Source organism: Algoriphagus hitonicola, from assembly GCF_900113375.1.
Classification (GTDB): domain Bacteria; phylum Bacteroidota; class Bacteroidia; order Cytophagales; family Cyclobacteriaceae; genus Algoriphagus; species Algoriphagus hitonicola.
In genome coordinates, this window is the sequence record NZ_FOPC01000003.1 from 36,866 (window position 1) to 51,069 (window position 14,204).

Here is a 14,204-nt window from a genome sequence, read left to right on the forward strand (position 1 = left end):
TCCATGTCCTCAAATGATAAGCAAATAGAACTGCGTTTGCTGGAGTATTTCAGCGAGTACATTACTCCCCACAAAAGGGAGTTGATGGAAAAGGTGCTGGACCAGCGAACTCGGTTTTTTACGGTGGTACTTGAGGATATTTATAAGCCTCACAATGCCAGTGCGGTGTTGCGTACCTGCGATTGTTTTGGGATTCAGGATATTCATATTATCGAGAAGACCAATCAATATAAAATCAATCCCTATGTCACGCGAGGAGCTTCTGATTGGGTGACCATTCATAAGCATTTTGAGCCAGACGGCTCAGTGGTAAATAAATCCTTTTCGACCCTTCGCGATCAAGGATATCAGATTTTTGCCACCAGCCCCGCCAAGGATTCCATGCCTATCCATGAATTGAATGCGGACCAAAAGATAGCCTTGGTTTTTGGAAATGAACACGAGGGGGTAAGCGAAGAAGTCAAAAATCAAAGTGATGGTTTGGTGCACATTCCCATGTTGGGATTTACCGAAAGTTTCAATATTTCAGTTTCGGCATCCATATTCTTATTTGAATTGATCAATAAAGTCAATCCGAAACTTCATCCCGATTTTTACTTGACCGAAGAGGAAAAACATGAATTAAGGCTGATTTGGTACCGGCAGATTGTTAAGAATTCGGAAGTTCACGAGCGATTATTCCGTGAAAAAAACGGTATTTAATTTTTTGACTTAAAAAGTGAGTTGAAGCGCTCTGAAAAACTTTCTCCCGAGTCTCTTCTTTTGGCCTTTGCCTTTTGGCGTTGCTTCCGTTTTTGTTCTTTGCTTTTGGTGAGAACCATGCGTGCAGTAAATCCAGCCTGACCTCTGAAAAATTCTGACCTACCGATCAAATTGACATTGGGCTTGTAGTCAAGAGAAAGCACTGTTTTAAACACAGTAAATTCCAATCCAAGAATAAAATCTACCCCAACAGTTCCATTGCCGTAGGTATGCGTGATGGTTTTGTCTTGCTCATTTTTCAGAAAAGTTTCCTCCCTTCCCAATGCCAAACCGGTTCCATAGTAATAATTAAGTCGCTTGGATAATATGGGTCTGTGCCGCTCTACGAGCAAATGAGCCGTGGTATTTCTCGAAAAATCAGACTGTAAAATCCCTTCCAAGGTGAGGTTTTTCTGGATTCTATGCTGATAACTCATTCCAACGGTACGGTTTAGGTTGCTGTTTCCCAAGCGTAAACCCAATGCATTTCCATAATGCTGTGCAAATGCGCCGTTTGAAATAAGTATAAAAAGAAATGAGTAAATCAGTTTATTCATAAAGATCAGATCCAACCGATGTAATACTCAATAACTATTCCAAAACCTTAATACTCAATCATTCAGAATTTCAACAAAAAAAGCAGCCAATTAGCTTAGCTGCTTCTTGTTTTTTCTTCTTTCTTTTTCAAGCCTCAGAGATGTTGATTTTTTCGATCTTATCTCCAGCCCTGATTTGATCGATCACTTCCAGCCCTTCGACTACTTTTCCGAATACAGTATGGTTTCTATCCAAGTGCTTGGTGTTGTCTCTGCTGTGGCAGATAAAAAACTGAGATCCTCCCGTATTCCTTCCCGCGTGAGCCATGGAAATCACTCCGCGATCATGATATTGGTTATCTCCTGTCAATTCGCAGTCAATTTTATATCCTGGTCCACCTGTTCCGTCTCCTTTTGGACAACCGCCCTGAATGACGAAATTGGGGATAACACGATGGAAGGTGAGACCATCATAGAATCCTTTTTCAGAAAGATCGACGAAATTTTTTACGGTATTTGGTGCATCTTTTTCAAAGAATTCCAACTTCATGGTTCCTTTTTCGGTAATGATTTCAGCAAATTTCATTTCTTGTTTTTAGGGTTCATTTTTAAAGAAAGCAAAAATAAGGGATCCTGCTTTACTTAATGTATTCATTTGCGATTTTATTGTACTTTCTTGAAAATCAATTTCCACTAGGAATCAAATCGCTTATGAGATGGTTTAATAGGCTTTAAACTTTCCTTTGAATTGATACTTATTTTTCCAAATACGACAAAAAAAGCCCACTCAAATCGAGTAGGCTATAGGTTACATTTGGGTTAATGATTTTAGGGCTTGGGAGCCCCTTTTAAAATCGCTTCTGTGGCGTAATTCTCAAACTGGTTGAAATTTTGGATAAAGGACTCGGACAGAGAAGCTGCTTGCTTATCGTAGTCCTCAGGATTTTGCCAGGTTTTTCTGGGATTTAATACTTCATTCGGCACATTTGGACAAGATTGGGGGACTTGGAACCCGAAGAATCGATGGGTTTTATATTCCACATTCTCGAGTTCTCCTTGAAGGGCAGCAGTAATCATTGCCCGGGTAAAGGACAATTTCATCCTTGAGCCTACTCCGTAAGGCCCACCAGTCCACCCGGTATTGATTAACCAGACCTTGGTGTCATTTTTCTCCATAGCTTCTCCAAAAAGCGTGGCGTATTGGGTGGGGTGAAGGGGAAGAAAAGCCGCACCAAAGCAAGCTGAAAAGGTCAGTTTAGGTTCTGTGACTCCCATCTCAGTACCGGCAACTTTTGCGGTATAGCCAGATATAAAGTGATACATCGCCTGACTTTTATTCAACCTAGAAATTGGAGGAATCACACCAAAAGCATCTGCCGTCAAGAAGAAAATGTTTTTGGGAATACCTGCCAAAGATGGCTCGAGGGCATTAGGGATGAAATGGATAGGGTAGGCTGTCCGGGTATTTTCTGTCACGGATTTATCGGCAAAATCTACTTCTCGCGTATTGGGCTTAAATCGGGTATTTTCGACGATCGCCCCAAATTTTATTGCATCCCAGATTTCGGGCTCTTTTTCCCGGCTTAGGTCAATGACTTTTGCATAGCAGCCACCCTCAAAATTGAAAATGCCATTTTCAGTCCAGCCATGTTCATCATCACCGATGAGTGCCCGGTTGGGATCGGCAGATAAGGTGGTTTTACCGGTTCCTGATAATCCAAAAAACACCGCAGTATCTCCATTTTTGCCCACATTTGCGGAGCAATGCATGGATAAGGTGTTTTTTTCATAAGGTAGAATATAGTTTAAAACAGAAAAAATCCCCTTTTTCATTTCGCCTGCATAAGCAGTTCCCCCGATCAAAATCATTCGTTTGCTGAGGTTGATGATGGCAAAGTTTGGATTTTTGGTACCGTCGGTCTCTGGATCAGCTTCGAAATCAGGTGCGCAGATAATGGTAAAATCCTGTTTAAAGTTCTCTAGTTCCGCTTCATTAGGACGTAGGAACATGTTGTGGCAAAAAAGATTGTGCCAAGCTAGCGTATTGATTACACGGATATTCAGTCTATAATTCGGATCCGCGCCGGCAAATGCATCCCGAACAAAAAGTTCTTTGTCTGAGAGAAAGGCTTTCATTTTTTTCAATAGCCGCTCAAATTTTTCCTCCTCAAAAGGGATATTGATATCTCCCCACCAAACTGAATCAGCCGTTTTCGAATCTTTGACGATAAAACGGTCTTTTGGAGATCTCCCGGTAAATTTTCCCGTATCGGCCATTAAAGCGCCGGTGGAAGTGAGGCGTCCTTCTTTTCTGCTCAGCGAATGCTCGATGAGTTCGGCTGGACGGAGGTTGTAATGGACTTTTTCGCTCGTCTCAAAGTCAAGAAAGTCCAAAGGAGAGGTCTGTGGTGCCAGAGCTAAATCCTGCATAAAATATTGGGTTTACAAACTGAAAATTGTCAACCCAAAATTAGATAATTGGATTGAAATCAAAACAAAAAAAGGCTAAAATTTGAGCGTTCAATCGATTTCGAAGGAAAAACAAACTATTCTTCGGTTTGTCCAAATTCCGTTTGTATTTTGGCCGCTTGTGCAATTGATTTTCTTGTCTTTTTGAGATTTAATTCAAGTCAACAGCATAAATTCACTTGGAAACAATTCACAATTTCTTTTATCATTGTAAAATTTATAAAATTCTAACTTCTACGAATCTTTGGAAACTCCTAACAATCCCGAATTTGAAGGGCCTACTATTTTTGGCCACCCAAAAGGTCTAATGACGCTGTTTTTCACGGAAATGTGGGAGCGGTTCAGTTACTATGGCATGCGGGCCTTGCTCATCTTGTTTATGACGGCCGCAATCACCGAAGGAGGAATGGGCTTTGATGACAAGACATCCGGGGCCATTTATGGCCTTTACACGATGGGTGTGTACCTCTTGGCACTTCCCGGGGGTTGGCTGGCAGACCGCTTGTTTGGGTTAAAAAAATCTGTCTGGTATGGGGGGATAATTATCGCACTGGGGCACTTTACGATGGCGCTTCCGGGACTTTTTAGCAGTGGGGATTATGCCAGCAAGACGGCTTTGACTTCCTTGGATACCAATTCCTTCTTTCTGGGATTGATCTTGATTGTACTAGGCACAGGATTGTTAAAACCCAATATTAGTTCGATTGTAGGACAGCTTTATCCGGAAGGAAGTTCCAAACGAGATGCGGGTTTTTCCATTTTCTACATGGGCATCAACCTGGGAGCCCTGATCGCTCCCATAGCCTGTAGCACCTTAGCCGAATACGACTGGCATCTGGGCTTTGGATTAGCAGGAATGGGTATGGTACTGGGCTTGATTCAATACAAGTTTTCGGGAAGTTCTCTCGAAGGTTATGGAGATGCTCCAATAGTATTGGAAGAAACCGACCGGGTCAAACAAAATAAACTTCGGTCCATGGTTACTTGGATTGGTTTTGGGGCGGTATTAATCCTAGGAGTTTTGTTTACCGGAATTGTTCCGATTGATGTCTCGGCGATTGCCGGAGCTTCAGGAACGATTATCGCTTTAGTTGCAATTGGTTATTTGGGCTATGTGATTCTGTTTGGAGGCTTGAATAAATCAGATCGAAATAAAGTAGGTGTAATTGCGATCCTATTTCTTTTCTCTGCGATGTTTTGGTCTGGATTTGAGCAGGCAGGCTCTACCTTAAACTTATTCGCTGAGCGATTTACCGATAAACGAGTTCTTGGGGTTGAAATTCCAACTGGATATTTCCAATCCATCAACTCCATGTTTATTATCATTTTCGCGCCAATATTCGGTGGAATGTGGGTATGGTTAGGAAGAAGAAATTTAGAACCCAGTTCACCGCTCAAATTCACTTTTGGCTTATTGCTCTTGGGTTTGGGCTTTTTTGTGATGTATTTCGCTGCAAAAATTGCCGCTTCTGGTGAAATGGCCGCTCCGACCTGGTTATTGATGACCTACATGTTCCACACCTTTGGTGAGTTGAGTTTATCTCCGGTGGGGCTTTCTTTGGTGACCAAATTGGCACCAAAAGGCTACGCGGGTCAAATGATGGGGATCTGGTTCCTATCAGTTTCCCTTGGTAATTTATTTGCTGGATTGATCGCTGGAGAAGCGAGTGGTGGTACCGAAGAAGCGTTGTCTAGGATGCCAGATCAGTATTTGTTGATTGTGTACACCGTAATCGGATCGGCAGTTTTATTATTCTTGCTAAAACCGATTATCCGCCGAATGATGGGGAATGTGCATTAAGCCCAAAAGATAAAAAAAGAGGCTGATCTAGATTGATCAGCCTCTTTTTTTTAGAATAAACTCGTCTGCACCGTGGTAGGCCTGCTGGCTTGGATGGTTCCTTTCAACATTTCCTTGATGAGTTTGATGAAACCGGGCTTCCAGTTTTCAGGTCTGATTTTAGTCTCTTTTGCATCATATTCGATGGGGCCACGCATTTTTTCGTAGCCAACGATCATACTCCAAATGGTATAAAAAGTAATTTCGGGTTGTAACTCAGGGCGAATGCTTCCGTCCTTGATACCCAGACTGATAATATTGACTCCGAGTTTTGCGGGATCATGCTGGATCTCCAGTAATTTCTGAAAATGCTGACTCTCCAAAATCATAGGACTGATGGACGCTTTTCCTTCTTCCGAATTGAAGCGCTTCATCAGGTCTAAAAAATTGATGATCGAATCGTACAATACCTGGTTTTTTTCAGCAAAATCGATAATCCGCTCCACCAAGTCCACGATCATTTCCAAACCGGATCTTCCTTTATTTCTATAAACTTCCCTGAATTCGTCTTTAAACTGCTCGAAAGCTTTTCGCGTCAGGGCCATAAAAACGTCTTCCTTGTTTTTGTAATAAAAATAAGTGAGACCTTTACTGATTTTGGCTGATCTGGCAATATCCTCCATCCGGGTGGATTGGTATCCTTTGCTGGTAAAAGTTGCAATCGCCGCTTCAAGGATTAATTTCTCTTTATTTTTTTCGCCTGCCATTTTCTAGTTTTGTCAAAGAGATCAAAGATATTAAACTTGGGTCAAAAATCAGATTTAAATTCCATTCAAAATTGGGGGTTTTTTAAATAAAAAAGGCCCTGAAATTAAATTTAGAGCCTTTTTAGATTGAATAGTAAGGGTTTAAACAATCTCCACTATAAAATAATTTTTCTTTCCCTTTTGTACCAAGAGGTATTTATTTTGGAGTAAATCACCAGGAACAGGACCATTAAAATCGCCCACTTTTTCTTTATTAATACTCAAGCCACCTCCTTGGATCATTTTTCTGGCTTCTCCTTTCGAATTGAAAATTACCCCCTGGGTGATTTCACCAAAAAGATCCAAAACCGATTCCAATTGCTGATATGTTGACTGGGGCACTTTCACTTGGGGTACTCCCTCAAATACCTGGAGGAAGGTTCGTTCATCCAAGGTAGCAAGATCCTCAGTAGATGATTTTCCAAAAAGAATCTCAGAAGCCTTGACAGCCATTTGATAGTCGGCTTCACTGTGAACCATAATAGTCACTTGTTTGGCGATTTCCTTTTGGAGTAGTCGCAAATGGGGTGCTTGCTGATGTTCGTTTTCCAAATTTTCAATGGTTTCTTTATCCAGCGTGGTGAAAATCCGAATGTATTTGGAGGCATCAGCGTCCGATACATTCAACCAAAACTGATAGAAAGCATAAGGAGAGGTTTTTTCCGGATCCAACCAAACCGATCCGCCCTCTGTCTTTCCAAATTTGCTGCCATCCGCTTTGGTAATCAATGGAACAGTCAAGGCATACGCACTTCCACCGCCCATTCTTCGAATCAGTTCAGTTCCCGTGACAATGTTTCCCCATTGATCGGAACCTCCGAGCTGGATGGTACAGTTTTTATTCTTCCACAGATGGTAAAAATCGTATCCCTGAATCAGTTGGTAGGAAAACTCCGTAAATGAAAGCCCATTTCCATCTTCCAGCCGACGCTTTACGCTGTCTTTGGACATCATGTAGTTGACGGTAATATGCTTTCCGACATCCCGGATAAACTCCAAGAATGAAAATTGAGACATCCAGTCGTAGTTGTTGACCAATTCGGCTTTGTTTTTTGAGTCACCCGAAAAATCGAGAAACTTGGCCAATTGCCCTTGGATAGAAGCGACATTATGATCCAGCGTTTGCTTATCCAAAAGATTACGTTCGGCAGATTTAAAGGAAGGATCTCCAATCATGCCTGTGGCCCCGCCCACCAAAGCAAAGGGCTTGTGACCGGCTCGTTGAAAATGCAAAAGCGTCATTACACCTACCAAATGTCCGATATGAAGCGAATCAGCTGTAGGATCAAATCCAAGATAGGCAGAGGCCATTCCTTTTTCGAGGTGTTCGGCTATTTCTGGTGTCATATCTTGGAGCATTCCTCTCCAGCGTAGTTCTTCTATAAATGAATTCATTTTTTTCTTGTGAATTGAAGGCGCAAATATAAGCGGGTCAACTTAAGTAATGAAGCATTCCTCAAATGAATCAAGGGAAACGACCATTTGTATGAGAAAAAGTCTCATTTATTCAAATTGAAAATTTCTTGCTCGTTATTTTATGTATTTTCAAGACATAAAAACAATTGGTATGAAGAAAATATTGACACTATTGGGGATTTCTATTCTCTTAGTATTACAGGTGAAAGCTCAGGATGATCCGCAGTGGATGCGTTATCCGGCTATTTCACCCGATGGGAGCACAATTGCCTTTACTTACAAAGGAGACTTGTATACCGTGGCCAGTGCAGGAGGGGAAGCAAAGCAAATTACCTTTCATGAGGCTCATGATTATAAGCCGGTCTGGAATCAGCAAGGAGATAAAATTGCCTTTGCCTCTGATCGGTATGGTAATTTTGACGTGTTTATCATGGATGCTGTTGGAGGACCTGCCGAGCGATTGACTTATCATTCTAATGATGAATTGCCTTTTGATTTTTCAGCTGATGGATCAGCTGTCATTTTTGGAGCGACTAGAATGGATATTGCCAGCCACAGACAATACCCCACAGGTTCACAGCCCGAACTGTATCAGGTGCCTGCCAAAGGAGGAAGAGTAGATCAGATTTGGACCATTCCGGCAGAATATACCCAGGTAAATAAGGATGGGAGTAAAATTATTTACCATGACAAAAAAGGTGGAGAAAACGAATGGAGAAAGCATCATCAGTCCGGGATAGCCCGTGATATTTGGATGTATGACTCTGAAAGCAACTCTCACCAAATGCTGACTTCGTTTTATGGAGAAGACAGGAATCCTGTTTTTTCACCAGATGAATCCGAAATCTATTACCTAAGCGAGGCCGATGGTAATTTCAACGTCTTTGCCATGCCTATTTCCAATCCAGCTCAGACCGAGGCCTTGACAAGTTTGGAAAAGTATCCCGTTCGATTCTTGAGTATTTCGGATGATGGCTTGATGTCCTTTAGTTATGATGGGGAGCTTTATACCTTGAAAAAAGGAGAATCTCCACGAAAAGTATCCGTATCCCTGAAAACTCAGGCGATTTCCAACCCGGATAATTACATCTCAATCAATGGAGGAGTACGGGAAATGAGCCTTTCTCCGGATGGAAAAGAAATAGCTTTTATCGCTCGGGGAGAGGTTTTCGTGACCTCAGTAGACGGTTCTTTGACCAAGAGAATCACGAATACACCTGAGGAGGAAAAATTTGTTGAATTCGCGCCTGACGGCAAATCAATTTTATATTCCAGTGAACGAGACGGGCATTGGCAGATTTTCAAATCCACCAAGATTCGGTCCGAAGAGCCTTTCTTTTTTGCCGCAACCCTGCTCAAGGAAGAATTGGTGTTAGATTTTGAAGGAGACGCTTATTTGCCAAAGCTTTCTCCAGATGGAAAAAAATTAGCCTATGTCGAAGATAGACGCAGTATAAAAGTATTGGATCTGGCTACCCAAAATAAGGTGACCTTGATGACTCCGGAGCAGCTGTTTCACATGCGAGACGGAGACCAATATTATACCTGGAGTCCAGATAGCAAATGGCTATTGGCTACCTATCGACCTACTATGGTCAATTCAGAAGTGGTTCTTTTGGACGCATCGGGAAAAGAAGATCTGCGAAAAATCACCCAAAGTGGCTACAGCGATGACCGAGCAACTTGGGTTAATGAAGGCAAGCAAATGCTTTGGTTTTCCAATAGGGATGGGTTGAGAAGCTACGCAACCAGCGGCAGAAGTGAAGATGATGTCTACATGATGTTTTTCGATAAAGCCGCTTGGGATAAGTTCAACCTTTCAAAGGAGGAATTTGATCTGATGAAGGAAATCGAAAAAACCAAAAAGGAGGATGACAAAGAGGATTCTTTTAAAGATGAGAAAGAAAAGGAAAAAGTGATCCAGCCCCTGAATTTTGACTGGGAAGGATTAGAAGAGCGAAAAGCTCGTTTGACTATTCATTCTAGTAATTTGGGCGATGCGGTGTTGAGCAAGGATGGGGAGAAACTCTTTTACTTGGCTCGATTTGAAAAAGGGATGAATCTCTGGAGCACCAATCTCAGGACCAAAGAAACCAAGCAGGAATTGAGCCTGAATGCCGGTGGCGGGAGATTAAATTGGGACAAGGAAATGAAAAACCTGTATCTGCTGAGTGATGGATCTATTTCCAAAATAAATCCGGAGTCCATGAAGCGGGAATCCATAAAAATCAGCGGTGAGATGACTTATGATCGGAAAGCGGAATTAGCTCATCTTTTCGAGCACATTTGGCTTCGGACCAAAGGAATTTTTTACACGCCGGATATGCATGGCGTAGACTGGGAACAGTCCAAAGTGGATTATCAAAAATACTTGCCTCATATCGGAAATAACTATGAATTTGCTGAAATGATCTCAGAAATGATAGGTGAATTAAATGTATCCCATGCCGGTGCCCGATATTCTAGAAGTATTCCTATGGCGGATGCCACGGCATCATTAGGGATTTTCTGGGATTATGAGCATGATGACAATGGCATTAAAATCACCGAGATTATCTCCGGAGGGCCTTTGGACAAAGCAGATTTCGATTTAAGCGAAGGTATGATCATCCAAAAAATCGACGGAGTCAGCGTCGAACCTACGATGGATTTTGCCCAGCTTCTCAATCGTAAAGCTGATAAGTTCACTCTTATAGAAATCACGGATGCCAATGGCGAAAATTCGCAACAGCTGACGGTAAAGCCAATTTCCCTTGGAGAGGAAAACCGCTTACTTTACAAAAGATGGGTGAAGAAAAACCAAGAAGAAGTAGCCGAAAAAAGCGGTGGCAAATTGGGCTATGTGCATATTCCAGGAATGAGTGACGGTCCGTATCGAAATGTATATGAGGAAATGATGGGTAAGTATCATGATACCGATGCGGTTATTGTCGATACACGATTCAATGGGGGAGGAGATTTAGTGGCTGATTTGGCGATGTTCTTTACCGGAGATCGGTTTTTGACTTATGCTACAGCTGCCAAAGACGTTGGGTATGAGCCTACTTCGCGCTGGACCAAACCTACCTTGGCCATGTTTAATGAGGCCAACTATTCTGATGGACATTGTTTTGCCTGTGGATACACGGACCTCAATATCGGAACTACAGTCGGTATGCCTACGCCTGGAACCTGTTCTTTTGCCGGATGGGAGAGTTTACCTAATGGTGTGCGATGGGGAGCGGTGCCTATCTCGGCTAAAAATAAAGCGGGCGAATGGTTGGAAAATAATGAAACCAGACCGCAGATTGAAGTGAAAAATATGCCGGGTAAGATTGATCAGGGAATCGATCAGCAGTTGGAAAGAGCGATCGAGGAACTTTTAAAGCAGGTGAATTAAGGTTTCTCTAAAGACTAAACATAAAAATGCCGGGTAAATTGCCCGGCATTTTTATGTTTCAATAGTGCTTATTCAAAAATTACGAATCCTATCTTATTGGTAGGTTTTGTTGTTCAAAGCATCGTCATTCTTGAAAAAAGACGAAAGCTTGGCAAATGAACTATCAAAATACCCTTCTAGCATCCTTTTGATGATGAATGTGCGATATTCATCTTTGGACACGATAGGAAAGTACTCATGGCTTTTGCCATAAGACTTGTGACTGACAAACCCTTTTCTTTCAAGAATTCTTACAATCGTCGAAACGGTGTTGTAAGCGGGTTTTGGCTCTGGCATGGGGACTAGGATATCTTTGACAAAGCCTCTCTCGATATCCCAGAGGATTTGCATGATTTCCTCTTCAGCTCTAGTTAATGGTTTCATAAGGTGTTAAGTTTTAAATCGATAGAAAATTATCAGTTTAGTTTCGGAATTCCAAAGAAATTAGACAAAGAGTTTGAAAATTAGTTTGAAAAATCTATAACTATCTGATTATTAGATAAAAAAAAATAGTCTCCGAAGAGACTATTTGTTTAAGCAGTTCTTAATTTGATTATGCCACTTGCGTGCAGCAAGCGGACAATGGGATAGGTAGGATCAAACTCAAACCATTTCACCGCAAAATTGGGTCGGTTGGGGAGCTTGTGATGATTATTTTGGAAAAGCTCACCGAGCATCAGTACATCTAGCAAAAGACTATTCTTCGATTTATCATTGTTATCAAAATTAGCATAACCATATTTATGGCCACTCCAGTTTACAATGGCTCCATGCACAGGTCCCATCAGGAAGTGAATGGGAAGGAGGAAGTACATCCACCAATGTGTTCCTGACAATTCGAATACAGAAATACTCAATACATAAATCGCCACATAAACCAACAGCCAAGAAACTCTCACGAGCATATTGTCCGCTAATTTGTCAAAGCGACTCCAATCAGGAATATCCTTAGAAAAACGCTCCTCAGGCTTTAATTTAAAGGAGAAGTAATCATTATAGATATTTTTTGTTTTCCACATCATGGTAAAAAGGTTTTCGGTATGATGCGGACTATGGGGATCTTTTGGAGTATCCGAATAGGCATGATGCATTCGGTGTAGAATGGCATAGGCCCTTGGGGAAAGGTAAGAGCTACCTTGCCACATCCAGGTAAAAATATAGAAGAACCGTTCCCACCATTTAGACATGACAAACATCTGATGAGCGGCGTAACGATGAAGGAAGAAACTTTGGCAAAACAGGGAGAAATACCAGTGTAGTAGGAAGAAGATAATTATAATCACTCGAAATTTGGTTTTTATTGATTGGACAAATATAAGCTTTGGAAAATTAATTTGGGGCTAAGAAACAGACAGCTTTCTTTAGAAATACCATGATTTATGTCAATTTTATTTAAATTCATGAAGCTGATTTAATAGAAACAAGAAAAACCGACTGCTCAACTTAATTAACAATTCGTGGACATGATATTATCTGGTTTTGCTTAAAAAAGCTTTTTCACTGAATTTTATCAGTCTTTTCAAAGTAGGTTTGGTTTTTCTTAGCTCTTTGAATCAATCACTTTAACTTAAACGATAAAACCATGGCACAAGGATCAGGAGCAAGCAATATTTTAATTAAAATTTTACTGGGAAGTATTTCCGTGATGATCGCGGCTTTTTTTCTTACTGGAATTCACATCGATGGATGGCTTACCGGGATTTTGCTAGCAGCCGTGTTGATTTTAATTAATTTGACGATCAAGCCAATTATGATTATTCTGACCTTACCCTTGACTATTCTTACTTTGGGCTTGTTTCTTTTGGTGATTAATGCCTTGATGATACTTCTTGCGGATGAAATTATCCCGGGATTTGAAGTGGATGGTTTTTGGTGGGCTTTGATCTTCGCTATAGTAACAAGCATAATCAATTCCTTGTTCGGAAATAATCTCAGTTCGTCAAGGGACTAGCTTACTCTGATCTCCTGATCTTCGGTAGATTTTGCTTTGGCCATCTGGAGTCAGGAAAGCGATGGGTTTAGCGAGGTTTCGGAAAACTTCCACCTTGAGGATATACTTTTCCGCTTGTTCGTAAGGAGAAGGTTCGGGATCATTCCATTTGATAATTTCAAAGGAAAGATTGGCTGGTGGAGAACAATAGATTGAGTTGGCTTTTTCGATCATGAATATTTCTTCATCCGGATCAATCCCGACAATTCGTTTTTGATCGGAAATTCCCACAATAATTAGCCCTCCTTTTGCGTTTGCCAATGCAGATATAGTTTTGGCAATTTTGGTCTCTGATGTGATTTTCTGCTTGAATTCCAGATCGATACCTTCTTTTGATTTTATGATTTTATGAACAAAATCTTCATCATTATTTGTAAAATTCATTTTCGGAGATAAAATTAAACTGGTATATTTCTTTGGACCTTGATATTCCTCAATTATATTACAAATGATACCAGTAGAAATCAGTGATAATTTACACTATTGAACATGAATCCAGGCTTTGATCCCACCACTATTGAAGCGTTGAAAGCGGAATTGAAATCCCTTGGTCAACCTTTTAAACTGATTCCCGACGAGGAAAATTCAGATGAATACGTAAACTTTTACTTCATCGGTATGTATGAAGGCAAAGAAGTGATTTATGATGCTGCGCTATATACGCTTAGACTACATCATTCCAGTGAGGTCTACGAATTGGCAGAACATGAAGCTGCAAAAAAATTCCCCAATTTTTCCGGGATAACTTATCAGGAAGATGAAAATGGAAATTTGCTTCCTCTTACCAGTGAGGAGGAGGAAGTTGGTTGGTTTATCACCGAAATCATCATGGAACTGGAAGAAGAGGAAGCTGTGAAAGTTCAGGAATTTGTGGACATGGACACCCATCATGATTATGGGATCGGACTGGATGCCGCACTGAATGTTGATTTTATTGACGAAAAGGTCATTCGGAAATTTATTCAGGAATTCAATGATGATACCCTGAAATTGGACGATACACTCTATGCTTTTCAGTCTGAGGAAGAAGATGTTTAATGTGCTTTAA

Annotated in this window: 13 protein-coding genes; 5 read left to right on the forward strand and 8 right to left on the reverse strand. The window is 41.1% G+C overall.

All coding sequences use genetic code 11. The annotated features are described in order from the left end of the window. Positions 1–3 precede the first annotated feature (3 nt). Entirely contained in the window at positions 4–702 is a 699-nt protein-coding gene (locus tag BM043_RS04970; RefSeq protein WP_092789442.1) for a TrmH family RNA methyltransferase, read from the forward strand. Here BM043_RS04970 and BM043_RS04975 read toward each other — a convergent pair. The 3 genes from BM043_RS04975 to pckA all read right to left on the reverse strand — a co-directional run bounded on the left by BM043_RS04975 (position 699) and on the right by pckA (position 3,707). Next, positions 699–1,298 carry a hypothetical protein gene (locus BM043_RS04975; protein WP_092789914.1) on the reverse strand — a complete coding sequence of 200 codons (600 nt, stop codon included), beginning with the start codon at positions 1,296–1,298 and terminating at the stop codon, positions 699–701. The genes BM043_RS04970 and BM043_RS04975 overlap by 4 nt on opposite strands. A gap of 127 nt (positions 1,299–1,425) precedes the next feature. Next, positions 1,426–1,863, reverse strand: a complete 438-nt coding sequence (locus tag BM043_RS04980; RefSeq protein ID WP_092789444.1) for a peptidylprolyl isomerase — start codon at positions 1,861–1,863, stop codon at positions 1,426–1,428. Between the two features lie 242 nt (positions 1,864–2,105). After that, complete coding sequence (pckA, locus tag BM043_RS04985; protein WP_092789446.1) at positions 2,106–3,707, reverse strand: phosphoenolpyruvate carboxykinase (ATP); 1,602 nt, start codon at positions 3,705–3,707, stop codon at positions 2,106–2,108. Positions 3,708–4,053: 346 nt separating this feature from the next. On the opposite strand from pckA, the gene BM043_RS04990 reads away from it, so the two are divergent. Next, positions 4,054–5,547 carry a peptide MFS transporter gene (locus BM043_RS04990; protein WP_092789448.1) on the forward strand — a complete coding sequence of 498 codons (1,494 nt, stop codon included), beginning with the start codon at positions 4,054–4,056 and terminating at the stop codon, positions 5,545–5,547. 50 nt (positions 5,548–5,597) lie between these two features. Here BM043_RS04990 and BM043_RS04995 read toward each other — a convergent pair whose 3' ends face one another. Both BM043_RS04995 and tyrS read right to left on the reverse strand, forming a co-directional pair. Then, entirely contained in the window at positions 5,598–6,293 is a 696-nt protein-coding gene (locus BM043_RS04995) for a TetR/AcrR family transcriptional regulator (protein WP_092789450.1), read from the reverse strand. A 141-nt stretch (positions 6,294–6,434) separates the two neighbouring features. Next, complete coding sequence (gene tyrS, locus BM043_RS05000; protein ID WP_092789452.1) at positions 6,435–7,727, reverse strand: tyrosine--tRNA ligase; 1,293 nt, start codon at positions 7,725–7,727, stop codon at positions 6,435–6,437. 172 nt (positions 7,728–7,899) lie between these two features. Here tyrS and BM043_RS05005 point away from each other — a divergent pair, with 172 nt between their 5' ends. Further along, positions 7,900–11,127, forward strand: a complete 3,228-nt coding sequence (locus BM043_RS05005) for a S41 family peptidase (RefSeq protein WP_092789453.1) — start codon at positions 7,900–7,902, stop codon at positions 11,125–11,127. Between the two features lie 93 nt (positions 11,128–11,220). Here the strand turns inward: BM043_RS05005 and BM043_RS05010 are convergent, their stop codons facing one another. Continuing rightward, positions 11,221–11,550, reverse strand: a complete 330-nt coding sequence (locus BM043_RS05010; RefSeq protein ID WP_092789455.1) for a BlaI/MecI/CopY family transcriptional regulator — start codon at positions 11,548–11,550, stop codon at positions 11,221–11,223. A 149-nt stretch (positions 11,551–11,699) separates the two neighbouring features. Then, positions 11,700–12,449 carry an acyl-CoA desaturase gene (locus BM043_RS05015; RefSeq protein ID WP_092789457.1) on the reverse strand — a complete coding sequence of 250 codons (750 nt, stop codon included), beginning with the start codon at positions 12,447–12,449 and terminating at the stop codon, positions 11,700–11,702. Between the two features lie 299 nt (positions 12,450–12,748). On the opposite strand from BM043_RS05015, the gene BM043_RS05020 reads away from it, so the two are divergent. Then, a complete protein-coding gene (locus BM043_RS05020) occupies positions 12,749–13,117 on the forward strand; it encodes a phage holin family protein (protein WP_092789459.1) in 369 nt (122 codons plus the stop codon). Here BM043_RS05020 and BM043_RS05025 read toward each other — a convergent pair. Next, the gene (locus BM043_RS05025; RefSeq protein ID WP_092789461.1) at positions 13,106–13,540 is read right to left on the reverse strand and encodes an AlbA family DNA-binding domain-containing protein; all 435 of its coding nucleotides are present in this window, start codon (positions 13,538–13,540) and stop codon (positions 13,106–13,108) included. The two genes, BM043_RS05020 and BM043_RS05025, sit on opposite strands and share 12 nt — an antisense overlap. 105 nt (positions 13,541–13,645) lie before the next feature. Between BM043_RS05025 and BM043_RS05030 the strand changes: the two genes are divergently transcribed. Further along, positions 13,646–14,194 carry a hypothetical protein gene (locus BM043_RS05030; RefSeq protein WP_092789463.1) on the forward strand — a complete coding sequence of 183 codons (549 nt, stop codon included), beginning with the start codon at positions 13,646–13,648 and terminating at the stop codon, positions 14,192–14,194. Positions 14,195–14,204 lie beyond the last annotated feature (10 nt).

What these genes read in the sequence shown, in the direction of transcription:
- BM043_RS04970 (WP_092789442.1), top strand. Translation starts at nt 4, where the DNA reads ATGTCCTCAAATGATAAGCAAATAGAACTGCGTTTGCTGGAGTATTTC.
- BM043_RS04975 (WP_092789914.1), bottom strand. Translation starts at nt 1,298, where the DNA reads ATGAATAAACTGATTTACTCATTTCTTTTTATACTTATTTCAAACGGC.
- BM043_RS04980 (WP_092789444.1), bottom strand. Translation starts at nt 1,863, where the DNA reads ATGAAATTTGCTGAAATCATTACCGAAAAAGGAACCATGAAGTTGGAA.
- pckA (WP_092789446.1), bottom strand. Translation starts at nt 3,707, where the DNA reads ATGCAGGATTTAGCTCTGGCACCACAGACCTCTCCTTTGGACTTTCTT.
- BM043_RS04990 (WP_092789448.1), top strand. Translation starts at nt 4,054, where the DNA reads ATGACGCTGTTTTTCACGGAAATGTGGGAGCGGTTCAGTTACTATGGC.
- BM043_RS04995 (WP_092789450.1), bottom strand. Translation starts at nt 6,293, where the DNA reads ATGGCAGGCGAAAAAAATAAAGAGAAATTAATCCTTGAAGCGGCGATT.
- tyrS (WP_092789452.1), bottom strand. Translation starts at nt 7,727, where the DNA reads ATGAATTCATTTATAGAAGAACTACGCTGGAGAGGAATGCTCCAAGAT.
- BM043_RS05005 (WP_092789453.1), top strand. Translation starts at nt 7,900, where the DNA reads ATGAAGAAAATATTGACACTATTGGGGATTTCTATTCTCTTAGTATTA.
- BM043_RS05010 (WP_092789455.1), bottom strand. Translation starts at nt 11,550, where the DNA reads ATGAAACCATTAACTAGAGCTGAAGAGGAAATCATGCAAATCCTCTGG.
- BM043_RS05020 (WP_092789459.1), top strand. Translation starts at nt 12,749, where the DNA reads ATGGCACAAGGATCAGGAGCAAGCAATATTTTAATTAAAATTTTACTG.
- BM043_RS05025 (WP_092789461.1), bottom strand. Translation starts at nt 13,540, where the DNA reads ATGAATTTTACAAATAATGATGAAGATTTTGTTCATAAAATCATAAAA.
- BM043_RS05030 (WP_092789463.1), top strand. Translation starts at nt 13,646, where the DNA reads ATGAATCCAGGCTTTGATCCCACCACTATTGAAGCGTTGAAAGCGGAA.